Consider the following 25,671-nt stretch of genomic DNA (forward strand, 5'->3'; position numbering starts at 1 on the left):
GATGGCGTTCCAACCACGCCAGGCGGCCGGTGGCGACCGGCCGCCGCAACTGCAGTTGAGCGGCATCCGCAAGGTCTACGGCGCCGTGGTGGCCAACGACGGGATCGACCTGTCGGTGCAGCCCGGCGAGATCCACGCCATCCTGGGCGAGAACGGCGCCGGCAAGTCCACGCTGATGAAGATCATCTACGGCGTGACCGCGCCCAGCGCCGGCGAGATCCGCTGGTGCGGCGAACCGGTGAGCGTGAGCAGCCCGAGCCACGCGCGCAGCCTGGGCATCGGCATGGTGTTCCAGCACTTCCAGCTGTTCGAGACGCTGACCGTGGTGCAGAACGTGGCGCTGGCGCTGCCGGGCCGCCCGGACCTGGGCGACCTGGCCCAGCGCATCGAGGCCGTGGGGCGGCGCTACGGCTTGCCGGTCGATCCCCAGCGCCTGGTGCACACGCTGTCGGTGGGTGAGCGCCAGCGGGTGGAGATCATCCGCTGCCTGCTGCAGAACCCGCGCCTGCTGATCATGGACGAGCCGACCTCGGTGCTCACGCCGCAGGCCGTGCGCAAGCTGTTCGAGACGCTGCGCCAGCTGTCGGACGAAGGCTGCAGCATCCTCTACATCAGCCACAAGCTCGACGAGGTGCGCGAGCTGTGCCACGGCGCCACGGTGCTGCGCGGCGGCCGTGTCACCGGCCACTGCGTCCCGGCGCAGGAGACGCCGGCATCGATGGCGCGGATGATGATCGGCAAGGAACTGGTCGGCTGCCAGCGCGGCGCTGCGCGGGCGGCCGGCGAAGTGCGGCTGGCGCTGCGCGGATTGAGCCGGCCGGCGCCGCACGACTTCGGCGTCGCGCTGCAGGGCGTGTCGCTGCAGGTCGGCGCCGGCGAGATCGTCGGCATCGCCGGCGTTTCCGGCAATGGCCAGCAGGAGCTGCTGCAGGCCGTCTCGGGCGAGGCGCCGCTGCCCGGCGCATGCGCCGCCATGGTGCAGCTGGGCGGCAGCGACGCCGGCCACCTGGACAGCGGCGAGCGGCGCGCGCGCGGCCTGGGCTTCGTGCCCGAGGAACGTTTGGGCCGCGGCGCGGTGCCGGCGATGAGCCTGGCCGACAACGCCTTGCTGACCGCGCATCGGCAGGACCTGCTGCGGCATGGCCTGGTGCGGCGCGATGCGGTGCGCGCCTTCGCGCAGCGCTGCATCGACGGCTTCACCGTCAAGTGCAGCGGCGCCCAGGCACCGGCCGAATCGCTGTCGGGCGGCAACCTGCAGAAATTCATCGTCGGCCGCGAGCTTCTGCAGCAGCCCCAGGTGCTGGTGGCGGCGCAGCCCACCTGGGGCGTGGACGTGGGTGCGGCGGCATTCATCCGCCAGTCGCTGGTGGCGCTGCGCGACGCCGGCGCGGCGGTGCTGGTGGTGTCGGAGGAACTGGACGAGCTGTTCGAGGTGTGCGACCGCATCGCGGTGATCGCCAACGGCCGCCTGTCGCCGGCCGTGCCGACGCAGCAGACCGACGTCGAGACCATCGGCCTGTGGATGAGCGGCATGTGGCCCGAAAGCGGTGTGCTGCCCGCGCGCCACGAGCATCCGGAGGTGCGCCATGTGGCCTAGTCTGGAACGCCGGCCCGAGGCCTCGCGCCGCATGCGCTGGCTCTCGCCGCTGCTGGCGGTGCTGCTCACGCTGGCCGGCGGGCTGGTGCTGTTTGCCGCGCTGGGACGTGATCCGCTGCAGGGGCTGCGCGTGTTCTTCCTGGCGCCGCTTGGCGACCTCTACGGCTGGAGCGAACTGATGCTCAAGGCCACGCCGCTGATGCTCATCGGCGTCGGGCTGGCGGCCGGCTTCAGGGCCGGCGTGTGGAACATCGGGGCCGAGGGACAGTTCATCCTCGGTGCGGTGTTCGCCACGGCCGTGGCGCTGCACGTGGGCGACCGCGCGGCGCCGTGGGCGCTGCCCGCGATGGTGCTGGCAGGCGCCTTGGGCGGTGCGCTGTGGGCCGCCATCCCGGCGTGGCTGCGCGACCGCTGGGGCACCAACGAGATCCTGGTCTCGCTGATGCTGGTGTACGTCGCGCAGCTGATGGCCTCGTGGCTGGTGTACGGGCCGTGGAAGGACCCGGGCGGCTACAACTTCCCGCAGACGCGCACCTTCGGCGACAGCGCGCTGTTGCCGGTGCTGGTCGAGGGCACGCGCCTGCACGCGGGCTTCCTGCTGGCGCTGGTGGTGCTGCTGGGCGGGTACGTCTTCCTGCAGCGCAGCTTCCAGGGCTTCCAGCTGCAGGTGGGCGGGCAGGCCGCGGCGGCCGCGCGCTATGCGGGGTTTTCGGCGCGCCGCTCCATCTGGCTGGGGCTGCTGGCCGGCGGGGCGCTCGCCGGCGTGGCCGGCATGACGGAGGTCGCGGGGCCGATGGGGCAGCTGACCGCGCAGATCTCGGCCGGCTACGGGTTCGCCGCGATCATCGTCGCCTTCGTCGGGCGCCTGCATCCGGTGGGCATCTTCTTCGCCAGCCTGCTGATGGCGCTGCTGTTCCTCGGGGGCGAGCAGGCGCAGCAGCACCTGAACCTGCCTTCGTCGATCTCGAAGGTGTTCCAGGGCATGTTGCTGTTCTTCCTGCTCGCATCGGACCTGTTCATAGGCTGGCGGCTGCGCTGGGAGCGCGCCACATGGAAGGGGTTGTCATGGATGCGTCGCTGATCCCGTCGATCGTTGCCGCCACGCTGGTGGCGGGCACGCCGCTGATCATCGTCGCCAGCGGCGAGCTGGTGGCCGAGCGCGCCGGCGTGCTCAACCTGGGCGCGGAGGGAATGATGGCCGTCGGGGCGGTTGCCGCCTTCGCGGCGGCGCATGGCGGCGCCAGCCCGTGGAGCGCCGCGCTGACAGGCATGGCCGCCGGCTGCGCGATGGCGCTGCTGTTCGGCTGCCTGACCCTGACGATGCAGGCCAACCAGGTGGCCGCGGGCCTGGCGCTGGCGATCTTCGGCGTGGGGCTGTCGGCCTTCTTCGGAAAGTCCTACGAATCGGCGCCGCTGACGGCGGTGCCGCCGCTGCGCATCCCGGTGCTGGCCGATGTGCCGTTCGTCGGCCCGGCGCTGTTCAACCAGCCGGCGCTGGTCTACGTCTCGTGGGCGCTGGTGGCGGGCATCGCCTGGTTCCTCGACCGCAGCCGGCCCGGGCTGGTGCTGCGCGCGGTGGGCGAGTCGCCCTCTGCAGCGCATGCGGTGGGCTATCCGGTGATCGCCATCCGCTACGCCGCCGTGGCGTTCGGCGGCGCCATGGCCGGGCTCGGCGGCGCCTTCCTGTCGGTGTTCTACACGCCGCTGTGGGCCGAGGGCATGGTGGCCGGGCGCGGCTGGATCGCGCTGGCGCTGGTGGTGTTCGCCACCTGGCGGCCGTGGCGGGTGATGCTCGGCGCCTACCTGTTCGGCGGCGTCATGGTTTCGCAGCTGTTCGTGCAGGGCTCGGGGCTGCGGATCGAGCTGCCGGCGCAGTGGCTCTCGGCGCTGCCGTACGTGGCCACCATCGCGGTGCTGGTGCTCATCTCGCGCAACCGCGCCACGATCCGACTCAACTCGCCGGCATCGCTCGGGCAGCCCTACCGGCCCGAGCGCTGAGCGCGCGCTTCGCTTTCCCGTTCGCTTCAACACAACCTGTACGGAGACAAAGACGATGACCATTTCTATCCTGCCGCGGGTGCGCCGCGGACTGGGCGGCATGACGCTGGCTGCCGCCGCCATGGGCGCATGGGCCGGCACGGCGTCGGCGGCGGCGCAGCCGCTGCGTGTGTGCTTCCTCTATTCCAACCCGATCGGCGAGAGCGGCTGGACCTACCAGCACGAGCTCGCACGCAAGGAGCTCGCCGCCGCCATGGGCGACAAGATCACCACCCGGTACGTGGAGAACATCGCCGAGGGGCCGGACGCCGAACGTGTCATCCGCAACTTCGTGCAGGACGGCTGCCAGCTCGTGTTCACGCCGTCCTTCGGCTTCATGGAGCCCACCATGAAAGTGGCGCGCACGGCGCCCAAGGTGATCTTCATGAACGGCAGCGGCTACAAGACCGCGGCCAACGTCGGCGTGTACAACGCGCGCTACTACGAAGGGCGCTACCTGGAGGGCGTGATCGCCGGCCACATGAGCAAGACCGGCGTCGTCGGCTACGTGGGCGCGTTCCCCATTCCCGAGGTGCTGCAGGGCGTGAACGCCTTCGCGCAGGGCATGCGCAGCGTCAACCCGAAAGCGCAGCTGCGCCTGATCTGGGTCAACGCCTGGTACGACCCGGGCAAGGAGCGGGACGCCGCCAACGCGCTGGTCAAGCTGGGCGTGGACACCATGGCCTATGCCACCTCGGGCGTGTCCATCGTCACGACCGGCGAGGAGAAGGGCGTCTACACGCTGGGCTACTACTCCGACATGTCGAAGTTCGGGCCCAGGACGAACCTGACCTCGGTGGTGCAGACGTGGGGCAGCTACTACATCCAGGTGGTGCAGGACGTGCTGGCCGGGCGCTGGAAGCCGGGCAACGTGATGGGCGGCATGCGCGAGGGAATGATCACGCTGGCGCCGCTCAACCCGGCGATTCCGGCCGACGTGCGCGAGAAGGTCGCGAAGATGGGCCAGGACATCGCCCAGGGCCGGCTCGATCCCTTCGCCGGACCGGTGCTGGACCAGGAGGGCAAGGTGCGCGTGCCGGCCGGGCAGACCATCTCCGCCGCCGATCTGGCGAACATGAACTACCTGGTGCAGGGCGTCGAAGGCCTGCTGCCCAAGCCGTAGGCCGCCGATGGCATCGCGAATCCTGATCCGACACGCGCAGGCCGTGCTCACCGGCCTGTGCGGTGACGCGGCGCGCAGCAGCGCCACCGACCTGCGCATCGCCGACGGCGTGCTGACCGAGATGGGGCGCGGCCTCAAGCCTGGCGAAGGCGAGCAGGTGCTCGACGCCGGCGACTGCGTCGTCTACCCCGGCTGGGTCAACACCCATCACCACCTGTTCCAGTCGCTGCTCAAGGGCGTGCCGGCCGGCATCAACCTGACGCTCAGCCCCTGGCTGCAGGCGGTGCCGTTCGCGCTGCGCCGCGGCTTCGACGAGAAGCGGTTGCGCCTGGCCGCGCGCATCGGGCTGGTGGAGCTGCTGCGCTCGGGCTGCACCACCGTGGCCGACCACCACTACCTGTTCCAGGCCGGCGCCGCGCATGACGCGGCCGCGCTGCTGTTCGAGGAGGCTGACGCGCTGGGCCTGCGTTTCATGCTGCTGCGCGGCGGCGCGACCGTCACGCGCCGGCTGGAAGACAGCGAGCGGCTGCAGCAGGCGCCCGAGACGCTAGACGAGATGCTCGCCTCGGTCCAGCGCACCGCGGCGCGCTACCACCAGTGCGGGCCCATGGCACGCACGCGCGTGGCCCTGGCGCCGACCTCGGCCCACGTCTCGCTGCGCCGGGACGAGCTGCGGGCGGCGGCGCGCGCGGCGCGGGCCATGGGCCTGCCGCTGCACAGCCACATGTCGGAGTCGGTCGCCTACTTCGAATACTGCCGCGAGATGTTCGGCTGCCTGCCGATCGAGTACCTGGCCGAGCAGGAATGGCTGGGCCCGGACGTCTGGCTCGCGCACCTGGTCCATCTCACGCCGGGCGAGATGCGGCTGCTGGGCGACACCGGTACCGGCATCGCCCATTGCCCGCAGAGCAATGCGCGCCTGGCCGACGGGATCGCCGCGGCGCCGGCACTGGAGCGGCTCGGCGCCACGGTGTCGATCGGGGTGGACGGCGCGGCCTCGAACGAGGCGGCCGACATGCTCAGCGAACTGCACTTCGCCTGGCTGGTGCACCGGGCCCGGGCCGGTGCGCAGGCGGTCGCGCGCCCGGAGGGCGAGGGCGAGGCCGGCGCCGACGTGGTGACCGTGGAGCAGCTCGTGCACTGGGCCAGCGCCGGCGGCGCAAAGGTGCTCGGCTTCGACGGCGTGGGCACGCTGCAGGTCGGCCAGGCGGCCGACCTGGCGGTCTGGCGCCTGGACGATCCGCGCTATTTCGGCCTGCACGATCCGGCCATCGGGCCGGTCGTCGGCGGCGGGCGGCCGCGGCTGCGGTGGCTGCTGTGCGGCGGCGAGGTGATCGCGCAGGACGACGCCATTCCCGGACTGGACCTCGCGCAGCTGCAGGCGCAGGCGCGGGAGGCGGTTCACGCGCTGATGCGGGGCGCCTGAGGGCGCGCGGCTCCCCTTTGCGGGGCGGCCGCGCCGCGCAACGGTGCACGGCGGCATGCCGGCCCGGCCGGCGGGCCCGCAATGGCCGGGCCCGCAAATTGCTTCTACCTGGTCAAGAGTAGAAGCGTTCACCCATTGCGAGCCGTATCGCCAGCCGCCCCCGCGAGGGGGCCGGCACGCGGTGCGGTCCGGTCGGAAATTGCTCTTGAGTTCCGTGCCCAGCGCCGCGTGCGCTGCCGGGGCCAGGAAGCGTCGCTCCAGGCACCGGCATCGCCAGGCGGCTGGGCATGATTTCCAGCAGATTCATGCCGCAAGCCATCATGACCACACACGCCGCAGACCACGCCCTCGACGAGATCCGCAAGGAATCGCGCATGGGCGCCATGGGCACCGAGACCTCCGCACGCGAGATCCGCCGCATCGACCTTTCCGACTTCGAGGCCCGCAAGGCCGAGATCGCCGACCAGTTGTGGGAGGCCGCGGTCGACGTCGGCTTCTTCCAGATCGCCAACCACGGCATCGCGCTCGACGAGATCCGCGCCGCCTTCACCATGGCCGAGCGCTTCTTCGCGCTGCCCGATGCCGTGAAGGCGCAATACCCGCTCAAGGCCAACGCCGGATGGGAAAGCCGCGCCCAGGTGCGCCCCTCGACCGGCACGCCCGACCAGAAGGAGAGCTACCAGATCACCCGCCCGCGCATGGACGGCCTGTACCCGAGCGAGGAAGAACTGCCCGGCTTCAAGGCCGCGATGCACGCGTTCGAGAAGCGAAGCTGGGACGTGGGCATGAAGGTGCTGTCGTGCTTCGCGCTCAAGCTGGGGTTCGACGAGCACTTCTTCCGCCGCGCGCACGACATGGACAGCAGCACCTACCAGAGCACGCTGCGCATGCTGCACTACTACGCCATCCCGCCCGAGCTGCAGGACAAGCTCGAGCTGTGGCGCGCCGGTGCCCACACCGATTTCGACTGCCTGACGCTGCTGTACCAGCGCCAGGGGCAAGGCGGGCTGCAGGTGCTGCCCGGCAAGGAGGCGCAGGACCAGGCCTGGACGCCGATCCCGCCCGACGAGGACGTCATCACCTGCAACATCGGCGACATGCTCATGCGCTGGAGCGACGACCGCCTGCCGAGCAACTTCCACCGCGTCAAGAACCCGCTGCCGGGCGAGTACATGGGGCCGCGCTACAGCCTGGCGTTCTTCTGCCAGGCGAACACGGACGCACTGATCGAGTCGCCCGCGGGCAAGTACCCGCCGATCACCGCCGGCGAGTACCTGAAGCAGCGCGTCTCGGCCAACTTCAACAACAAGTACTGACGGCTACGGCCGGCGAACTTCCAGCGGCTGCTTGCCCCAGTACACGCCGGCGAGCTGGTCCAGCCGCACGGTGCCGCCGGTGGATGGCGCATGCACGAAGCGGCCGTCGCCCACGTAGATGCCGGCATGCGATGGGCGGCCGCGCCCGAAGATCACCAGGTCGCCGGTGCGGATCTCGTCGCGGCTGACTTCCGTGCCGAACGTGGACAGCTGCGCCACCGTGCGCGGCGGCGCCAGCCCGGCGCTGCTGCGGTAGACGTAGCCGATCAGGCCGCTGCAGTCGAAGCCGCTGTCGGGCGTGTTGCCGCCGTAGCGGTACGGCGTGCCGACCAGGCCGAGCGCATGGATGGCGATTTCCTCCGACTGCGCGGGGCTCAGCGGTGCGTAGTTCCAGGTGGAAGCGCCGCTGCTGCGCGTGGGAGCGCTGCCGCAGGCCGCCAGCAGCAGGCTGGCGGCGAGCATGAGCGCGGCGGCGGGCAATCGAAGTGCGGGCAAGGTAAGCGGGTGCGGGCTTCGGTTGCTATCGATCTTATAGCGGCGCGGGCACATCGCGCCATGAAAAACCCCCAGGCCGGCCCACGGCGCGGCGCGATGTTGCGCGCAGGGCACGCCGCGAACCGGCGCGCCGTCTCGGCGGCCGGCGTCAAGCGGCGGGCGCCAGCGCCTTCTGCCGCGCCGCGAGCGCCGCGCCCGCGAACAGCGCCACGGCCGACACGACCAGGCCGCGCTCCAGCCCGCCCGGTCCGTCGGAAATCCAGCCGATGACGGTCGGCCCGACGATCTGGCCGAACGCGAACACCACCGTGAAGGCGCTGATGCCGGCCGACCAGGACGCCGGCGGCAGGTTGTGCCGCACCAGCGCGGTGGTCGACGCCACCACCGACAGGAAGACCGCACCGAACACCACGCCCGAGGCGAAGACGACCGGTGCGGCGCTGGTCAGCGCCGGGAGGATGCACACGGCGCCCAGCAGCGCGTTGAGGATGGCGAGCGACTCGCCGCCCCTGAACCGGTCGAGCATGCGCGCCCAGATGCGCGATGACGCCACCACCGCCAGACCGAGCAGCGCATAGAACAAGGTGATCTGCCCCGGCCGCATGCCCTGGTCCTTGAGCAGGGCGACCACGAAGGTCATGTAGCCGATGTAGCCGGCGCCGAACATGAAGTAGCCGCCCAGGCCGAAGACGAAGTCACGGGCGGCGAAGCGCTTGTTGCCGGCCTGTCCCTCCGGGGCCTGGCCGATCGTGCGCGCCGGCCATGCCAGCAAGGCGGTGGCGGCCAGGCAGGCCAGGCCGAGCGCCAGCCATGGCCATTGCCAGGCATGCGCGGCCCCGTGCCGCTGCGCCCCGGCAAGTGCCGCCGGCACCAGCAGGGCCGACAAGGCGATGCCGATGCCGGTGCCGCCGTAGTACAGCCCGATCAGGAACCCGGCGCGACTGCCGTGCATCGACCCCAGGCGCGCCGCCAGCACCCCGCCGGCGATGAAGGTGAAGGCGCTGGCGACTCCCGCGCACACGCGTTGCGCGAACAGGGCCGCGGTGCCCGTGGCCAGGCCAGAGAGCAGCATGAAGATGCCGGCCAGGACGCAGCCGCCCACCAGCATGCGCCATGCGCCCAGGCGCCGCATCAGCGCCGGCGTGGCCAGCGCGCCGAGCAGGTAGCCGAGCGCGTTGCCCGTGTTCATGGCGCCGGCCAGCAGGTACGACCAGCCGAGATCGGCGCGCATGGGCGCCAGCAGCAGCCCGTAGGAAAAGCGCGAAAGGCCCAGCGCGACCGCGGCGGCCAGGGAAAGGGCCAGCGCGACCATCAGCGGCCGGGCGGCCGCGAGTTCGGGTTGCGGCTTCTTCGCCGGGTCCGATGCCGTCATGCCGGACATTCAGTCGGCGCCGGGCGCGGTGGTCGGCAACTTCGCCAGCGCCACCGCCAGCCGTGCGCCCACCTGCGCGTTGTGCTCGGCCAGCGCGATGTTGGCCGCCAGGCTCCTGCCATCGGACAACGCCACGATGCGCGCCAGCAGGAACGGCGTGATCGCCTTGCCGCGAATGCCCTGGTCCCGCGCCTCGGCCAGCGCCTGCTGCGTCAGCGCGTCGGCTTCGGCCGCGGGCAGGGCGCAGGCCTCGGGCACCGGCGTGCTCAGGACCACGCCGGCATGCAGGCCCAGCTCCCATTGCGTGCGGATGAAGCGCGCCTGCGCCTCGGGCGCATCCAGCCGCCAGTCCGCGCGGTAGCCGCTGTCGCGCTGCCAGAAGGCGGCGAAGTTGTCCTGCCCGCAGCTGAGCACCGGGACGCCGTGCGTCTCCAGGTATTCGAGCGTCAGCCCGATGTCGAGGATCGACTTGGCGCCGGCGCACACCACCGCCACCGGCGTGCGCGCCAGTTCCTGCAGGTCGGCCGAGATGTCGAAGGTTTCGGCGGCGCCGCGGTGCACGCCGCCGATGCCGCCGGTGACGAACACCTCGATGCCGGCCAGGTGCGCGCAGATCATGGTCGCGGCCACCGTGGTGGCGCCCAGGCTGCCCTCGGCCAGCACGCCGGGCAGGTCGCGCCGGCTGACCTTGCGGGCCCGGCCGTCGCGGGCCAGCCGCTCCAGCGCGTGGTCGTCCAGCCCGATGCGGATGTGGCCGTCCATCAGCGCGATGGTCGCGGGCTCGGCGCCTTCGGCGCGAATCGCAGCCTCCAGCGCACGCGCCGTGCGCAGGTTCTGCGGATACGGCATGCCGTGGGCGATGAGGGTCGATTCCAGTGCGACCAGCGGCCGGCCGGCGGCGCGTGCGGCGGCCGCCGCCGGGCTCAGGCGCAGCCAGCGGTGGGCGTGGGGCGGCAGGGGTGTCATGGCGGGGTCTCGTCGGAAGTTGTCGGTGTCGATGCCGGCCGGCTCAGCGCCACTGCAGCAGCAGCGACCACGGCTGGCGGCTCATGTGGCGGTCGATGCAGCCGGCGGTGCCGGGCTGGCAGGCGTCGGGCAGGTAGCTCGCGTCGAGCCGACGCGTGCCGGGCGCGAAGTCGATGCGCCGCCGCGTCACCGACTGCAGCACATTGCCGCCGACGGTGTCGAAACCCTGCGTATCCACCTGCACCACCACGTCGCAATGCATGGGCAGCGCACCGCCGCCGGCGGCGTGCGCCTGCAATGCCTGGCCGACGTCGTCGAAGCGGTCCAGCGCGGCGGCGCCGGCGCGGGTCTGGCACATCAGGTCGCCCACGCGCGGCGGCGTGGCGGCGAGGTCGCAGGCGCGCAGCGCGTAGCGCGTGGGCCGGCCTGCGGCTTCGTCGACGGCTGCCCGCCAGGCGCCGGCGGCATAGTCCACGTGCGCGGCGGAGAAGGCGAACTCGTCGTCCGCCAGCCCGGCCTGGCGCGCCAGCCACGAGATGAAGGCGGCCGACCAGGGCGTGTCGATCACCGCCACCCGGGTCAGCGCCACCTGCGCCGCGCGCAGTTCGCTGCTGCTCAGGCCCTGGTCGGGGCCGACGCCCAGGCCCTGCAGGTGCGCGGCGCTGGCCTGGTTCAGCGCCTGCGCGACCAGCCGGCGCTGCGCCGGGCGCAGCGCGCCGAAGCGCACCTGCGAGGGCAGCCGGTCGTCGCCCGGCACCACCGCGCGCCAGTAGTCCACGATGCGCTGCCAGGGCGCCGGCGACAGGAAGCCGTCGCGCGTGTCCTCGGCTTCGGCGCGGCCGGCGTTCAGCAGGCGTCCCTGGTCATCGAGCGTCTGCCCGCCGAAGGCCAGGTGCTCCTGCCGCGCCGCTTCGGCCATGGCGATGGCGCGCGGACCGGGCGGCTCGGCCGCCGACCGACCGCAGATCGTGTCCGCCGCCCGCGCGGGCAGCGCGGCCAGCAGCAGTGCCATGCCGGCAAGAAGGGGGACGTGCGCGAGCCTCATCGGCCCGAGCATAGGGCCACGCGGGCGGCCGAATGCGCTCAGGTGTTCTGCGAGCCCCGGTGCGCCCAGCCGGTGGTGTGCTTCTCGATCGCGCTGAAGATCTCGTACATCGCCATGGCCATGGCGCCGACGACCACCAGCCCGGCAAAGGCCAGCCCCATCTGCATGGCCGAGCCGGCGGAGATCAGCAGGTAGCCGATGCCTTCGTTGGCGGCGGTCATCTCCGACACCGTGGTGCCGACGAAGGCCAGCGTGATCGCCACCTTGAGCGAGCCGTAGAAGTAGGGCATCGAGCGCGGCAGGCCGATCTTGACCAGCACGTCCCAGCGCTTGGCGCCGAGCACGCGCAGCACGTCCTCCAGTTCCGGCTCGAGCGTGGCCAGGCCGGTGGCGATGTTGACCATGATCGGGAAGAAGCTGATCAGGAAGGCGGTGAGGATCGCCGGGCCGACGCCGATGCCGAACCACACCACCAGGATCGGCACGAAGGCCGCCTTGGGCAGCGCGTTGAAGGCCGTCATCAGCGGATACACCGCCGCATAGGCGATGCGCGAGCTGCCGATGACGAAGCCGAGCATGACGCCGACCACGATGGCCAGGCCGAAGCCCGCCATCGTCACCCAGAAGGTGCGCCAGGCGTGACCCGCGATGATGGACTTGTACTCCCAGAACTGGGTCCAGATGCGCCAGGGGCTGGGGAAGATGAATTCCGAGACGTCGAAGGCCGAGCAGAGGATCTGCCACAGCGCGATGACGGCGACGAGCAGGAGCCAGGGCGACCAGCGTTCGATGAGCTTGTTGTTGTGCATGGAGAGCGAAAGGCGGTGCCGGTTACTGGGCGATGGCGGGTGCGTCCTGGCCGCTGGCCGCACCCGAGCGGATCGCGCCGATGTGGCCGCGCAGCTCCAGCACGATGTCGGTGAATTCCTTGGAGTAGGTCACGTCCAGCTCGCGCGGGCGTGGCAGCTCGATCTCGCGGCGCACCACGAAGCGGCCGGGGCTCTTGCTCATCACGTAGACCGTATCGGCCAGGAACACCGACTCGCGCAGGTCGTGCGTGACCAGGATGACGTTGAAGCGCTGCTCGGTCCACAGGTCGCGCAGGATGCACCACAGCTCTTCACGGGTGAACGCATCGAGCGCGCCGAAGGGCTCGTCCAGCAGCAGCATCTTGGGCTCGTGGATAAGCGCGCGGCAGATGCTGGCGCGCTGCTGCATGCCGCCCGACAGCTGCCAGGGGAACTTGTCCTCGTAACCGCCCAGGCCGACCTTGCGCAGCAGGCGGCGCGCCCGCTCCTCGTATTCCTTGCGCTTGTGCCTGAAGCTCGAGCGGTAGGGCTCGACGATTTCCAGCGGCAGCAGCACGTTGTCCAGCGTCGTGCGCCACGGCAGCAGCGACGGCGACTGGAACGCCATGCCCGAGATCTTCAGCGGCCCGGTGACAGGCTGCCCGTCCACCCGGATCCTGCCCATCGAGGGCATGCGCAGCCCCGTGGTCAGCTTCATGAAGGTGGACTTGCCGCAGCCCGAAGGCCCGACGATGGCGATGAACTCGCCCTGGCCGACCTTCAGGTCGATGGCTTCGACGGCGAAGTGGTTCTCGCGCAGCAACTGCTCGTTGTAGGCGAGCCAGACGTCGTCGAACTCTACGAAGGGTGTATCCGGAGCAGAGGCCATCAAGCTCATTCGAAAACGGTCGCGCCAGCCAATTGCGAAAGGGCGTAGTTGGCAACCTCGCGGTCCTGCTCGCCGGTGCCCGAGCCGACGCCGATGCCGCCGATGACGTAGCCGTTGACCACGATCGGCATGCCACCTTGCAGATTGGTCACGGCGCCGCTGGTGGCAGCGGCCAGCCGTGCGCCGAGTTCGGCCGGCAGGTTGCCGGTCACGCCGCGGCTCGATGCCGCGGTCTTGGCCTTGCGCAGTGCCGATTGCTCCGACAGCACCTTGGCGCCTTCCATGCGCACGTAGGCCAGCAGGTTGCACCCGTCATCGACGATGGCAATGCACTGCGGCTGGTTCATCTCGGTGGCCTTGGCCACGGCGGCGTTGAGCAGGCACAGGGCACCTTCGTGCGTCAGCTTGAGATGCGGCTTCCACAGGGCCGCAGCGGCCCCGGTCGAATCGATCGATGTGTGGTCTGTCATGGTGGGCTTCGTTGGGGTCGACGCGCGTGGCCGCCCCGGAGGAAATTACTTCTTCAGGATCGCCAGTTCGCCGGCCGACGGCAGGAAGGTGCCGTTCCAGACATCGTCGACCTTGACGCGGGTCTTGGTATTGAAGGCGTCCGAGACCTGCGAGGCCATCAGCGCCAGGCGTCCGGCGTTGACGGCGCCGAAGCCCTCTGCGCGCGCGTCCGGGCTGTCGATCACGGTGTCGATGGCCAGCTTCAGGCGACGCGTCTCCAGGGCGGGATTGATGATGCCGTCGCGGGCCTTCACGGCTTCGATTGCCGCAGCCGGGTTGGCCAGCACTTCCTTGGCGCCCTTGGTGAAGGCCGCGAGGAAGCCTTTCACCTCGGCCGGATGCTCCTTGAGGAACTTAGGCGAGACGATGATGGCGTTGCCGTACAGCTTCACGCCGTAGTCCGGGTACTGCAGGACCACCACGTCGGAGGTCTTGGCGCCGCGTGCTTCCAGGTTGAGCAGCGAGGTGAAGGTGAAGCCGGTGATGGCGTCGATGTCGCCGCGCATCAGCATGGTCTCGCGCAGGGTCGGGTCCATCGCGGTCCAGGCCACGTCGCCGATGCCGTTGGCCTTGGCGAAGATCGGGAAGGCGCGGCGGCCGGCGTCGAACACCGGGGCGCCCAGCTTCTTGCCGGTCAGGTCGGTGGGCTTGGTGATGCCGCTTTTCTTGAGCGCCATGACGGCCGCTGGCGTGTTGTTGAACACCATCATCACGGCGACGGGCTTGTTCGGGCCGTCCGGGTTGTTGGCGTGGAACTCCATCAGCGCCGCCATGTCGGCGAAGCCCATGTCGTAGGCGCCCGACGCCACGCGCGTGACGGTCGCGCCGGAGCCGCTGCCCGCGTCGATCGTGACGTCGAGGCCGGCTGCCTTGAAGTAGCCCTTGGCCGCCGGGTGCAGAAACAGGGCGGAGGGACCTTCGAAGCGCCAGTCGAGCTGGAACTTGATGGGCGTCAGGGTCTGGGCCTGCGCGGCACCGACGCCCAGGCACAGGGCGGAGGCGGCGAGGAAGGACTGGAGCAGCTGGCGCTTGTTGATCATCTTGATTCGCGACACGTTGAAATGAATGGTCACGAATTCAAGCAATAAGAATGCCCGCACGCAATTGGTGCCGCTCCGCAGGGCAAAGCCTGAAAAGCGCGATACCGGTGCATCAAATGCGCGTATTGGTGCGGTCGTAGCCGCCGATGCACCGAAAACGTTCGCTCTGGCGCGCGGCGGGCCGCGACCCCCGCCTTACGGATACAGCTGGTCGAGCTGTGGATTCCACCTTTGCGCCAGCAATTCGTAGCCGGCCGGCGACGGGTGGATCTCGTTGGCCCAGTGCGGTGTCGGACCGGCGTCGGTCGTCAGCGCGGCGGTGAGCGTCTGTTGGGTCGAGACCACGTGCATGTGGGGCGTCGTCGACTGGATGTCCAGGATCAGGTCGGCCACGCGCCTGAGGAATTCGGTGGCCAGGCCGATCCAGTCGTGTTCGGGCACGCCGTAGGTCTTTCCGAGCGCCTTGTAGAGCCATGGGCCGATGGCCGGCGCGGCGCCGGCGTTTCGCGGTGTCGCCAGGTCGTAGGTGTGCGTGATGATGGGGACGTTCCTGTTGAACCTGGAGCGTGCCCGCATGGCCAGCAGATTCGCGTAGACGTCGCGCGCATGCTGCTCGAAGGTCTGCCAGCCGGGCTCGCTCACGTAGCGCAGCGGGCTGCCCTCGGGTCCCCATTCGGCGGCCGGGTTGAGCAGCCGCAGCTTCGGATCGGGCGACTGCGAGGACAGCGCGTCGATCACGTCGTTGCCCAGCCCGGACAGCAGCAGGCCGTCCCAGGCGAACTCGGTGCTGCCGCAAAGCAGCCGCTGGAAGTCGCTGGCCTTGACCAGGTCGGTCATGTGCGCCAGCGTTGCGCCCGGCCTGGCGCAGTTGACCACCAGCCCGCGTCTGCTCGTGCCCATGTGCTCGAACAGGTTCGTCGTGGCGAAGAACGGGAACGAGCCGATCGAGAACCACGAATCGCCCTGGGCAAGAAAGCGCAGCGCGTATTGCTCGATCGGCCACTGTCCGGCTTCGCCGTGGCCCAGCAGCTGGTTGGGGGTGATGGTTTCGAAGGCGGGCATGGGCTTCTCCTGCGGACGGCTAGCGGTCGGCGATGCCGGCGCCGGCCGGTGGACCGGCGTCGCGCGAGGGCTGGCGCAGGCGTGGCCGGCAAAGCGCCACGAGCGCCAGCGCCGCGCAGCAGAGCAAGCCCAGGAACTTGGCCGCGGCCGCCAGTCCGACCAGGTAGAGCACGAGCCCCTGCAGCAGGCCGACCGGTCCATCCCAGGCGCTGGCGAGGGCCGTCAGCACGTTCTCGCATGCGTCCGCACCCACGGCGCACAGCGGCGCCAGGCCCAGCCAGCGCCAGGCGGGCACGCCTTGCCCGAGCCGCCGCACGCCGGCGGCGCGCCGGAAGGCCCAGCCGGCGACGCGCGCGAGCAGGTAACCGTAGCTGGCGGCCAGCAGCATGTCCGCCAGCATCGCCCAGCCGATGCCGGGCCCGAAGGCCTGGGCCAGCGGCGCCAGGTCGCCGGGGCGGGTCCACAACAGCGCGAGTTGCGCCCGGGCCAACTTGCTGGGCAATTCGAGCGCGGCGAAGCCGGGCCAGGTGCCGGCCAGCGCGAGCGCCTGCAGCCACAGGGACACCAGCGCGCCGAATATGCTGGCGCCGATGCCGATGTTCGCGCCGCGGTGGCCCGGTGCGGTCCACACCGACGGCATCGGATCAGGCTGGGCGGCCACGCTGGGATGCTCGATGCGGGTGGCCTTCGGGCCCAGCGCGACCGGATCGCGCACGGTCAGGCCGGCCAGCGCCCACCACGGCACGGAGAAGGTCGCGTCGTGCAGCTTGACGGCGCCGTCGGGCGCCAGATCCCTTGCATCGCGCAGGCCGCATTGGCGGGCTTCGGACTGCATCCAGGCCAAGGCCTCGTGCGACAGGCCCGACTCGCGCCGCAGGTAGCCGCCGCCGATGTCGCTGTGCACGCCGCGGAACCAGCGCTGGCGCAGCGACTGCGCGCCGTCCGACGTGCCGAAATCCGGCTCGTCGTAGAGCCTGGGCCTGAAGCTCAGCCGCTGCTCGTCCAGCGACAACGCGTGCCGGGCATGGCAGATGCGCTTGCCGGTGATGGTGGCCGCGCTGGTGATGCGCACCGACAGCAGCGGCACGCCGACCGATTCCACGGTGTCCCACACGCCGACGAAGTGGACCGACGCCTCCCGCCGCTCCCCGGTGGTGAAGCTGCGGCGGATCTGCCCGGCCACGTCGCCGCGGGTGCGCGTGTCGGCGTGGTCCGATTCGATGCCGCCGGTGTTCAGCCGCACCTGCTTGCGCTGCCGCGCGCGGCCGGTGCCGTCGTCCGTGCCGGCGAAGTAGACCCGCATGACCGTGTCGAGCAGCGACTCGTGCTGCGGGTCGATGATGCCGAACAGATGCACGATGCCCGAGACGCAGCGCGCCGCGAAGGCCCCGCGCGAGAAGCCGAACAGCCAGACCTGGTCGCCCGGCTGCCAGTAGCGGATCAGGAAGGTGTAGGCCTCGCGGATGTTCTCGTAGATGCCGCGCCCGTACGCCAGGCCGGAAATGCGCTCCCAGCGCCGCGACAGGCCGTCGCCCAGGCCGGTGCTGGGCAGCGCGTCGGGCGAGCCGACGCCGGGGTCGTAGTAGATGAGTTGCCCACCGTCCTGGCCGGCGGACAGGTGCTCGTAGAGCTTCAGGACGTTGGTGTCCTTCTGCCCGCCCGTCAGCGTGTTGTTGGTGCCGTCGAAAAAGAGGATGAGCTGGCGGGGCGGGCGGTCGGCCTGACTGTCTTTCTGGAGCACGGGACCCTCCGGTCTGTGGAGGCCCGAGCTTGCGCCTTTCGGGGCCGCAGCGCATGCCCCGGATTGGTTAGGGCGTCAGTCCAGCTTCACGCCCACCGCCTCGACCAGCGTACGCCAGTCGGCCAGGTCCTGGCGGAGCGTGGCGCCGAACTCCTGCGGCGTGTTGGCCGGCAGGTCGGTGAAGTTCAGCTCGTGCATGCGCTGCTTGACCGCCGGGTCCTGCAGGGCCTTGTTCACCGCCTGGTTGAGCCGCTCGACGATCTCGGGCGGCGTGCCGGCCGGCGCGAACAGGCCGTACCAGGAGTAGTTCTTGAAGGGATAGCCGGCCTCGTTCATGGTCGGCACGTCCGGCAGCAGCGGCACGCGCGACGGTCCGCTGTACGCCAGCGCCTTGACGTTGCCGGCCCGCACCACGCCCACGGTGGACGAGATGTCGGCAAAGCCAGCGTCGATCTGGCCGCCCATCAGGTCCTGCACGCACGGGCCGCTGCCTTTGTAGGGAACGTGCGTCATCACCAGGCCGGCCTGCTTCATCAGGCTTTCCATGGCCAGGTGGCCGCCCGAGCCGGTGCCCCAGGAGCAGTAGTTGACCTTGTCCGGATGCGCCTTGACGTAGGCGACGAACTCCTTGAGGTCGTTGGCGGGAAAGTCCTTGCGCACCAGCAGCAGGTTGCCGCCGCGGCCGATCTGCACCACCGGCATGAAGTCTTTCACCGGGTCGTACGAGAGCTTCTTGTACAGGCTCGGATTGACCGCCATGACGGCGGCGTAGGCGAACAGCAGGCGGTAGCCGTCGGGCGCCGAGCGCGCGACCAGTTCGGCGCCCAGGATGCCGTTGGCGCCAGGCCGGTTGTCGACCACGAAGGGCTGGCCCATGGCCTTGCCCAGGGTTTCGGCGAACAGGCGGGCGATCGTGTCGGTGCCGCCTGCCGGCGCGGTCGGCACGACCAGCGTCACCGGCTTGTCGGGGTAGCGGGCAGTATCGCCCTGGGCGTGCGCCCCGGCGTACGAAAGCATGGTCGACAGCGCGAGCAGCGCGCCGCGCAGGAAGGTCTTTCCGGGCATGGTGTGTCGGTCTCCTGGTCTGGTTTCCGGCGCGTTCAGCGGATGCCGAAGCGCGCCTGCGTGTTGTTGTCGATCATGTCGGCGCTGACCCGGTACAGGTTGCGCGACACGTAGCTGGGCACCTGGCGCGCGCGCTCGCGCAGCCAGGCGGCCTTGAGCTGGCGTGCCTGGGCCAGCTCGGGCGCGTCGCCGGACGCGGTGGCCAGCAGGTCGATCACGTGCAGGGCCATCTGCCAGCGGCCGGCCTCGGCATGGGCGCGGGCGCTCGCGATCACGCCGGCCTTGTCGGAGATGGCCGCCGCCACGGCCTGGCCGATCGCCTCGGGCGCCTCCGGATGCAGCGATGTGGGGTTGCGGTCCCACCAGCCGTTCTCGGAGCGGTAGATGTCGCGCACGATGTAGGCGGGATCGCCGTAGGTCGGCTTCATCCACTCCACGCCGAACAGCGCGTCGGGAAACTCGATGCGCGCCAGCACCTGCCGTTCGTCGAGGCCTTCGTTCATCAGTCGCACGACCTCGGCGCGCAGCCAGCGCAGGGCGCGCGCGGTGTGCCCGAGCACGTGCCGGACCTCGTCTTCGCCGTCGATGGTGGGGCCGAATTCACGCACCGCCTTGCGTGCGCCGAGGGCGGCCAGGGCATCGAGCGTGTCGGCCCAGCGCACCGTGTCGCGCAGGGTCCGGAACGGCGTGCCGATGTTGGGAATCGAATCGATCAGCGCCGCGCCGCCGTACAGCACCCGCTGCGCCGGGCTCCACAGTGCGATGGCGTCGTCGGTCTCGGAGGGCGCCCACAGCAGCTCGATGCGCTGCTCGCCGCTGCCGATCACCAGGTGCTGGCCGAAGGTCTCGGTGGGCTCGTGCATGGCCAGGCGCTTGTCGAAGAAGCCGGGCGGCCGGTTGAACTGGATCTCGGCCATGCGGTGCTGCAGGGCTTGCGTCTCGCGGTAGCGCGCATAGCGGCGCGGCACGTTGCGGTGCGCCACGATGCGCGGCGGGGCGTCGCCGCGCTGCGCGGCATGCGCGAGCCACTGCGGCACGCCGGCGTTGTAGCCGATGTGGCCGTGGCTGTAGCACAGCGCATGCAGGGGGGCATCGCTGAGCTGTCGCACGGCGTCGATCATGCCCTGCGTGACGGCGCCGCCAGGGCCGGCGTCGACGACCACCAGGCCGGCATCGGTCTCGGCCACGAATGACTGGCCCTGGCCGCGCAGGATGTGCAGGCCGGGCGCCACCGTCTCGGTGCCGGTGCCGACGATCAGGAAGGGCTTTTCTTGCTCTGTGGCGGTGTTCATGCGGGTGTCTCCAAGTCGTCGATGCGTCGAAGCGGGGGCAGGGCGTAGCGGCCGTGCAGCATGTCGGGGCGCGGCACGTAGGCGCGCAGGCACAGATAGAAGCCGCCGGCGGGCGCGGGCAGCCAGTTGGCGCGCGCCGACGGCGCATCGGGCGGCGCATGCTGGATGTGGAGCGTGAGTCCGCCGTCGGCGTCCGGCTGCAGTCCCGGCGTGCGGTCGCCGATGGCGTAGCGGTCGATCGGGTTGTCCACCAGCATGTAGTCGCGCGCGTCGTACATGGTGATCGACCAGAAGGCGTCCACCGGCGGCAGCTGCCCGGGCGGAAACCGCAGGCGATAGCGGTGCGCGCCGTCGAGCGGCCGGCCCCGGTCGTCGTGCCAGGCGAGCGGGTACATCGCCTCTCCGCTTTCGAGCATGCCGATGTATTTCAGCGCGACACGCGCGCGTCCCTCGCAGTCGTCGCCGAAGGTGCCCTCGACAAGCGGCGGCTGCGTCCAGCCATTGGCGCCGATGCGCTCGGCGCCCTGGCGCAGGCGGCCGAGCACGGCGTCGAGCGCCTGCTGCAATGCCTGCCGGCGCGCGGCGTCGAGCGGAGGCGCCTGCGGGCCGATGCCCGCGTCCGCGAAGCGGGCGACCAGCGCGGCTTCGTCCGATGGCGGCGGGTTGTCGCGCAGCGCGGCATTGACCTGCCGGGCGAAGCCGTCGGCATCGAGCGGCGCCTTGGCATCGAATGCCGGGTCGAATGGCACCGGGCGCGGCGCGACACCGGCCCGCCAGTCGGCCAGGCTGCGGACCACGATACCGTCCTGCAGCGCGTGCACGGCCTCGAGGTCGCCAGGGCCGTCGACCAGGATGCGGCCGATCACCCAGACCCACGGCGTGGGCGCCCGCACGTGCGCGCCTTCGGCGTCGAGGCCGGCCGGCAGCTCGCCGTGCCAGCCCGGCGGCGTGACCAGGAACGAGCGCGCCGCCGTGCCGGTGCGGCGCAGCCCGAGATGCGCGAACGGGTTGGTGTAGAAGTCGAGCAGGCCCAGCACGTAGTAGCGGCCGGCCGTGTCGGGCACGTCGATGACCAGCGGCCCGTCGCGCAGGTCCAGCCATGCGTTGGTGTAGAGCGTGTCGTTGTTGGGGGTGACGACGCGGCTCCTGCCCGGGCCCAGCAAGCGGCGCGCATGGGTGAACACGTTGCACCAGCGCTGCGGCGCCGGCGCCGCGCCCGCCGCATCCACGCGCTGCGGCGAAGTGGCCGCGCGCATGCGCGCCATCTCGTACAGCGGAAACGCATAGGTGACGGCTTCCTGCGCCAGTGCCTGCAGATCGACGTGTTCGCTCATGGCCGGGCCTTTGCCGCATGCAGCGCAGGGATGCGCCAGGTGCGCACGCCCTCGCGCGGGTGGTACATGCGCAGGATGAGGTAGAAGCCGCCGGCAGGCGCGGGCAGCCAGTTGGACGTACTGGCCGGGGCCCGGTGCCCGATGTCGATGACCAGGCTGCCGTCCGCCTCGTGCCGCAGGCCGGGCGTGCGGTCGCCGATGGCATGGCGACGCATCTCGTTCGGATACAGGAAGCGGTCGGCGGCATACATCGTGACCGACCAGAAGGCGTCCACCGGCGGCAGGTCGCCGGCCTCGAAGCGCAGCGTGTAGTTGCGTGCGCCGTCGAGCGGCGCCTTGTCGGCATCGACATGGCTGGCGGCATAGATGGCCTCGTGCGTGGCCAGCGCGCCCAGCCCGAGGTAGGCGGTGCGCGCCCGCGCCAGGTAGTGGCTGCCGTAGCGGCCGGTGGCCGATGCCACCAGCCAGGGCCGGGGCGGGCGGTTGCGCCCCATGGAGGCCACCAGCGCCACGCCTTGCGCGAAGCCTTCGGCCAGGCCGGCGCGCAGGTCGGCGTCGATGGCGTCCCAGGCGAATGCCGACCCGGCCGCCAGGCCGCCCTGGCCGAACCAGGCCACCAGCCCGCTGTCCTCGGTCCGCCCGGGCGCCTCGGCCAGCGCATGGCAGAAGTTGGCGAAGAACCGCGGCGCCACTTCGGCCGCTTCCTCGCCGTTCTCCAGCACGGCCGCCATGGCGTCCACCGGCTCGCCCACCCATTGCTCGACGGCCGCTGGTCGCGCGCCGGCCTGCGTGCCCGGCGCCGCGGCAAGCGCGATGCCGGCCTGCAGGGCGCGCGCGGCGGGCCAGTCCGGCTCGTCGCCCACCAGGATGCGTCCGATGAGCCAGACCAGGTCGGTCGGGCACTGCACGACCCGCAGGCCGCGCAGCGCCTCGGGCACGTGGCCGCCGGGCCCGACCAGCACCACCTTCTCGCCCTCGGCGGCGCAGGTGCGCGGGCCCAGGTTCTCGAAGTTCTCGGTGTACGCGTCGTACAGCGCCAGCACGAAGTAGCGGCCGGCATGCGCCGCCGCCGACGGCACCGTCAGCACGCGTGGGCCGTTGGCCAGGTGGATCCACGCGGTCGTGTACAGCAGGTCGTTGGCGGGGGTGACGATGTCGCGGTCCTCGTCGGTCGACGGACGCGGGCTGTGGTGCAGCGTGTCGAGCGGCGCGCGGCCGTCGGAGCCGGCCGAGGCGCCGGGGCGGCGCGTCGCGTCCGGTTGGGTCTGCAGCCGGCAGGTGCGGTAGGTCTCGGTCAGCGGATAGCCGTAGACGAAGGCGGACAGGCCGACGGCCTGGCCCAGCGCCCGTTGCGCCGCGGCAGGAGACAGTGTTGCGTTGCTCATGGTGGTGTGGGGTCCTGGTTGGAAATGTCGACGTGCGGCCTGGCGGCTCAGTCCAGCGTCACGCCGGTGTCGCGGGTGAGCTTGAGCGAGATCGGCAGGAACGCCTGGTAGGCGGCGGTGGCTTGTGCGGGCAGGTTGCCGACCGGCTCGGCGCCCAGCTCCTCGATGCGTCGGCGCAGGTCGGGCTCGTTGACGGCGGCGGCCACCTCGCGGCCCAGCCGCTCGACGATGGCGTCGGGCGTCCTGGCCGGCGCCATCAGCGAGGTCGGCCCGGTCATGCCGTAGACCGCGTCCTTGTAGCCCTGCTCGGCGAAGGTCGGCACGTCGGGCAGGGCCTTGGCCCGCGTCGGGCCCACCACGGCCAGCGCGCGCAATTTGCCCGCGGCGATGTAGGGCGCCAGCGTCGTGACCGAGCCCACGGTCATCTGGATCTGCCCGGCGATCAGGTCGACGGCCATCGGGCCTTCGCCCTTGTAGGGCACGTGCAGCGTGCGCGTGCCGTAGGTCTTGTCCATGTAGACCTGCACCTGGTGCGGCTGCGTGCCGGCGCCCCACGAGCCCATGGCGTACTTGTCCGGCGCCGCCGCAATCGTGGCCAGCAGGCTCTTGAAGTCGGTGGCCGGCACCGAGGGGTGCACCGCGAGCACGGTGCGCATGGTGGCGACGTCCGACACCATGCGCAGATCGGTGCGCGGGTCGTAGGGCAGCTTGCGGTACAGGACGATGTTGGCCGTGACCGGGCCGGGCACCGTCATCAGCAGCGTGTAGCCGTCGGCCGGGCTCTTGGCCACGTAGTCCGTGCCGATGATGCCGCCGGCGCCGCTACGGTTCTCCACCACCACCGGCTGGCCCAGGCGCGGCGCGAGCTTGTCCGCCAGCAGGCGCGCCATGGTGTCGGTGGAGCCGCCCGCCTGGTACTGCACGATGATGCGCACCGGCCGGGTCGGATAGCTCTCCTGCGCCGCAACCGGCAGGGCGCAGGCGGCGAGGGCCGGCACAGCGGCGAGCAGCCAGTGTCGCAGTGCATTGCGTACTGTCGCCTTCATGCCTTCGCTCCTGCTTGCGGGCCGGCCGCGTGTCCGACGATGAGCGCGTCCACCGCGATGCAGCCACCCCGGTCGCGCGGGCGTGCGATCAACGGGTTGATCTCCACGCTGTCGAGCGTGTCGCCCGCGGCAAGCGCAAAGCCGGCCAGCGCCACGAGGGTGTCGGCAATGGCGTCGACGTCGACCGCGGGCCGCCCGCGCGCGCCCGCAAGGATCGGGAAGGCGCGCAACTCGCGCACCATGGACAGGGCGTCCTCGCGGCCGAGCGGCAGCACGCGCAGCGACACGTCGCGCAAGGTCTCGACGTGGATGCCGCCGAGGCCGAACATGAGCACCGGGCCGAACACGGGGTCGTGCCGCACGCCGGCGATGCATTCCACACCGCCCGCGACCATGCTGGCGACCAGCGCGCCTTCGAGCCGCGCGTCGGGCCGCGCGGCCCGGGCGGCGGCCTGCGTGCGTTCGAAGGCGGCGCGGGCCGCCTCGGGGCCTTGCACGTCCAGTGCCACGCCGCCGACGTCGGATTTGTGCGGGATGTCGGCGCTGGCTACTTTCACTGCCACCGGGCCGCCCAGCGCCAGCGCGGCCTCGGCCGCCTCGCCGCCGCTGCGCACCACGCGGTGCGGCACCACCGGCACGCCGGCCCGGGCCAGCATGGCGAGGGCGGCCGGCTCGCCGAGCGTGCCGGGTTCAAGCGTGACCGGCGCCTGCGCCGCCGCGGCGCCGGGTACCTCGCCGGCGGTGCCGCCGGGCGCCGGCAGGCCGGCCAGCGCGGCAATGGTGCGTATGCCTTCGGACGGGTCGTCGAACACCAGGCAGCGCATGGCCTCGAGTTCGGCGCGGCGCTCGGCCGACAGCAGCGTGCTGATGGCCAGCACCGTGTCCGGGAAAGCCGCGCGCAGCGAGCCGACCAGATCCCGCAGCACCGGCCAGAAGGCATCGGACGCGCCCGCGGCGGCGAGGAAGCCCATCCACGAGTCGAAGCCGCGGTCCCGCAGCATGAGGTGCGCGCTGCGCTCGAGCAGCGTGAAGTCGTTGGTCACCTGCCCCGTGATGTCCACCGGGTTGCGCGGCGCGGCGAAGGGGACCCATTCGCGCAACTGCGCCTGGGCCGCGTCGCCCAGCGGCGGCACCTCGAGCCGGTGGGAGGCGGCGTCGTCCGCCATCAACGCGCCCACGCCGCCCGAGACGGTGAACAGGCCGATGCTGCGTCCGCGCGGCCGGCCGGCGACCGCGGCGCTGTGGGCCAGGTCGAAGAATTCGGTGACGGTGCGCGCGCGCAGCACGCCGTAGCGCCGCAGGACCGCGTCGTACACCGCGTCGTCGCCCGCCAGGGCAGCCGTGTGCGAGGCGGCGGCCTGCGCGCCCAGCTCGGTGCTGCCGATCTTGACCATCACCACCGGCTTGCCGTGCGCCTGCGCCAGGGCGAGCGCGGCGCGCAGGCGCGGGCCGTCGCGGCAGCCTTCCATGTAGGCCATGATCACGTCGGTGTCCGGGTCCTGCGCCAGCCAGGCCAGGCAGTCGGCCAGTTGCACGTCGGCTTCGTTGCCGGTGGTGACCCAGGTCGACAGGCCCACGCCGCGCGCACGCGCCATGGAATACGCGTAGGCGCCGAAGGCACCCGACTGGCTCGCCAGACCGATGCGCCCGGCCTGCACCCGTCCCGCATTGGGTGCGGGCGAGAAGGTGGCGTACACGTTGCGCCGGATGTTCATCAGGCCCAGGCAGTTCGGGCCGACCAGGCGCAGCCCGGCCTCGCGCACGCGCCGGCCAAGGCGCGCCTGCGCCGCCGCGCCTTCGTCGCCCACTTCGGCGAAGCCGGAGGAGAAGAGCACCACGCTTCGGGTGCCGGCCTCGATCGCGTCCTCGATCGCGTCATGCACCAGCGCCGCCGGCACGGCCAGGATGGCCAGGTCCACCGGCTCGCCGATGGCGCGCAGGCTGGGCCGTGCGCCGAGGCCCTGCACCTGCGCGGCCTTGGGATTGACCGCGTGCAGCTTGCCCTCGAAGCCAAAGCGCAGCGCATAGTCGATCGGGATGCCGCCGATCTTCTGCGCGCTCGAGGATGCGCCCACGACCGCGATGGAGCGGGGCGAGAAAAGTGCCGACAGGCCGTCGAGCCGGAAATCGATGGGAGCCATG

22 protein-coding genes are annotated in these 25,671 nt (G+C 71.3%); 6 read left to right on the plus strand and 16 right to left on the minus strand.

Translation table 11 applies throughout. The features are described 5' to 3' along the window. Position 1 precedes the first annotated feature (1 nt). The 6 genes from VES41_RS13020 (at position 2) to VES41_RS13045 (ending at position 7,499) form a co-directional block, all read left to right on the plus strand. Positions 2–1,597 carry an ABC transporter ATP-binding protein gene (locus tag VES41_RS13020; RefSeq protein WP_324817487.1) on the plus strand — a complete coding sequence of 532 codons (1,596 nt, stop codon included), beginning with the start codon at positions 2–4 and terminating at the stop codon, positions 1,595–1,597. Then, complete coding sequence (locus VES41_RS13025) at positions 1,587–2,678, plus strand: ABC transporter permease (RefSeq protein ID WP_324817489.1); 1,092 nt, start codon at positions 1,587–1,589, stop codon at positions 2,676–2,678. Before VES41_RS13020 ends, VES41_RS13025 begins: the two co-directional genes overlap by 11 nt. Next, positions 2,663–3,595, plus strand: coding sequence for an ABC transporter permease (locus VES41_RS13030; protein ID WP_324817490.1), 933 nt, complete (start codon positions 2,663–2,665; stop codon positions 3,593–3,595). The genes VES41_RS13025 and VES41_RS13030 overlap by 16 nt, the downstream gene beginning before the upstream one ends. 55 nt (positions 3,596–3,650) lie before the next feature. After that, positions 3,651–4,757: a BMP family ABC transporter substrate-binding protein gene (locus VES41_RS13035; RefSeq protein WP_324817492.1), complete on the plus strand. Its 1,107-nt coding sequence runs from the start codon at positions 3,651–3,653 to the stop codon at positions 4,755–4,757. A 7-nt stretch (positions 4,758–4,764) separates the two neighbouring features. After that, on the plus strand, positions 4,765–6,183 hold the full coding sequence (locus tag VES41_RS13040; protein ID WP_324817494.1) for an amidohydrolase family protein: 1,419 nt from the start codon (positions 4,765–4,767) through the stop codon (positions 6,181–6,183). 320 nt (positions 6,184–6,503) lie between these two features. Then, the gene (locus VES41_RS13045) at positions 6,504–7,499 is read left to right on the plus strand and encodes an isopenicillin N synthase family dioxygenase (RefSeq protein WP_324818067.1); all 996 of its coding nucleotides are present in this window, start codon (positions 6,504–6,506) and stop codon (positions 7,497–7,499) included. A 3-nt stretch (positions 7,500–7,502) separates the two neighbouring features. Here the strand turns inward: VES41_RS13045 and VES41_RS13050 are convergent, their stop codons facing one another. The 16 genes from VES41_RS13050 to VES41_RS13125 form a co-directional block, all read right to left on the minus strand. After that, positions 7,503–7,994, minus strand: coding sequence for a C40 family peptidase (locus tag VES41_RS13050; protein ID WP_414719118.1), 492 nt, complete (start codon positions 7,992–7,994; stop codon positions 7,503–7,505). A gap of 148 nt (positions 7,995–8,142) precedes the next feature. After that, positions 8,143–9,366, minus strand: a complete 1,224-nt coding sequence (locus VES41_RS13055) for a YbfB/YjiJ family MFS transporter (protein ID WP_324817497.1) — start codon at positions 9,364–9,366, stop codon at positions 8,143–8,145. A gap of 9 nt (positions 9,367–9,375) precedes the next feature. Then, positions 9,376–10,332, minus strand: a complete 957-nt coding sequence (locus VES41_RS13060; RefSeq protein ID WP_324817499.1) for a pseudouridine-5'-phosphate glycosidase — start codon at positions 10,330–10,332, stop codon at positions 9,376–9,378. 43 nt (positions 10,333–10,375) lie between these two features. Then, entirely contained in the window at positions 10,376–11,377 is a 1,002-nt protein-coding gene (locus VES41_RS13065; RefSeq protein WP_324817501.1) for a DUF2272 domain-containing protein, read from the minus strand. A gap of 38 nt (positions 11,378–11,415) precedes the next feature. Further along, a complete protein-coding gene (locus tag VES41_RS13070; protein WP_324817504.1) occupies positions 11,416–12,186 on the minus strand; it encodes an ABC transporter permease in 771 nt (256 codons plus the stop codon). 22 nt (positions 12,187–12,208) lie between these two features. Then, complete coding sequence (locus tag VES41_RS13075) at positions 12,209–13,054, minus strand: ABC transporter ATP-binding protein (RefSeq protein WP_414719119.1); 846 nt, start codon at positions 13,052–13,054, stop codon at positions 12,209–12,211. Between the two features lie 5 nt (positions 13,055–13,059). Further along, a complete protein-coding gene (locus tag VES41_RS13080; RefSeq protein ID WP_324817509.1) occupies positions 13,060–13,524 on the minus strand; it encodes a heme-binding protein in 465 nt (154 codons plus the stop codon). Positions 13,525–13,569: 45 nt separating this feature from the next. Further along, complete coding sequence (locus tag VES41_RS13085) at positions 13,570–14,601, minus strand: ABC transporter substrate-binding protein (RefSeq protein ID WP_324818072.1); 1,032 nt, start codon at positions 14,599–14,601, stop codon at positions 13,570–13,572. Positions 14,602–14,799: 198 nt separating this feature from the next. Beyond that, positions 14,800–15,666 (minus strand): hypothetical protein, encoded by an 867-nt coding sequence (locus VES41_RS13090; RefSeq protein WP_324817512.1) that lies wholly within the window; start codon positions 15,664–15,666, stop codon positions 14,800–14,802. Positions 15,667–15,685: 19 nt separating this feature from the next. Next, entirely contained in the window at positions 15,686–17,407 is a 1,722-nt protein-coding gene (locus VES41_RS13095; protein ID WP_324817514.1) for a DUF2235 domain-containing protein, read from the minus strand. A 75-nt stretch (positions 17,408–17,482) separates the two neighbouring features. After that, on the minus strand, positions 17,483–18,472 hold the full coding sequence (locus VES41_RS13100; RefSeq protein ID WP_324817516.1) for a tripartite tricarboxylate transporter substrate binding protein: 990 nt from the start codon (positions 18,470–18,472) through the stop codon (positions 17,483–17,485). Between the two features lie 35 nt (positions 18,473–18,507). Beyond that, positions 18,508–19,764: an alkyl sulfatase dimerization domain-containing protein gene (locus VES41_RS13105; RefSeq protein WP_324817519.1), complete on the minus strand. Its 1,257-nt coding sequence runs from the start codon at positions 19,762–19,764 to the stop codon at positions 18,508–18,510. Further along, the gene (locus VES41_RS13110; RefSeq protein WP_324817521.1) at positions 19,761–21,098 is read right to left on the minus strand and encodes a DUF1254 domain-containing protein; all 1,338 of its coding nucleotides are present in this window, start codon (positions 21,096–21,098) and stop codon (positions 19,761–19,763) included. Before VES41_RS13110 ends, VES41_RS13105 begins: the two co-directional genes overlap by 4 nt. Beyond that, positions 21,095–22,483: a DUF1254 domain-containing protein gene (locus VES41_RS13115; RefSeq protein ID WP_324817523.1), complete on the minus strand. Its 1,389-nt coding sequence runs from the start codon at positions 22,481–22,483 to the stop codon at positions 21,095–21,097. The genes VES41_RS13110 and VES41_RS13115 overlap by 4 nt, the downstream gene beginning before the upstream one ends. Positions 22,484–22,530: 47 nt before the next feature. After that, positions 22,531–23,529, minus strand: a complete 999-nt coding sequence (locus VES41_RS13120; protein ID WP_324817525.1) for a tripartite tricarboxylate transporter substrate binding protein — start codon at positions 23,527–23,529, stop codon at positions 22,531–22,533. Further along, positions 23,526–25,670, minus strand: a complete 2,145-nt coding sequence (locus VES41_RS13125) for an acetate--CoA ligase family protein (RefSeq protein ID WP_324817528.1) — start codon at positions 25,668–25,670, stop codon at positions 23,526–23,528. The genes VES41_RS13120 and VES41_RS13125 overlap by 4 nt, the downstream gene beginning before the upstream one ends. Position 25,671: the final 1 nt, after the last annotated feature.

This window comes from Variovorax sp., assembly GCF_035634955.1.
In the GTDB taxonomy this organism is placed as follows: Bacteria; Pseudomonadota; Gammaproteobacteria; order Burkholderiales; family Burkholderiaceae_C; genus Variovorax.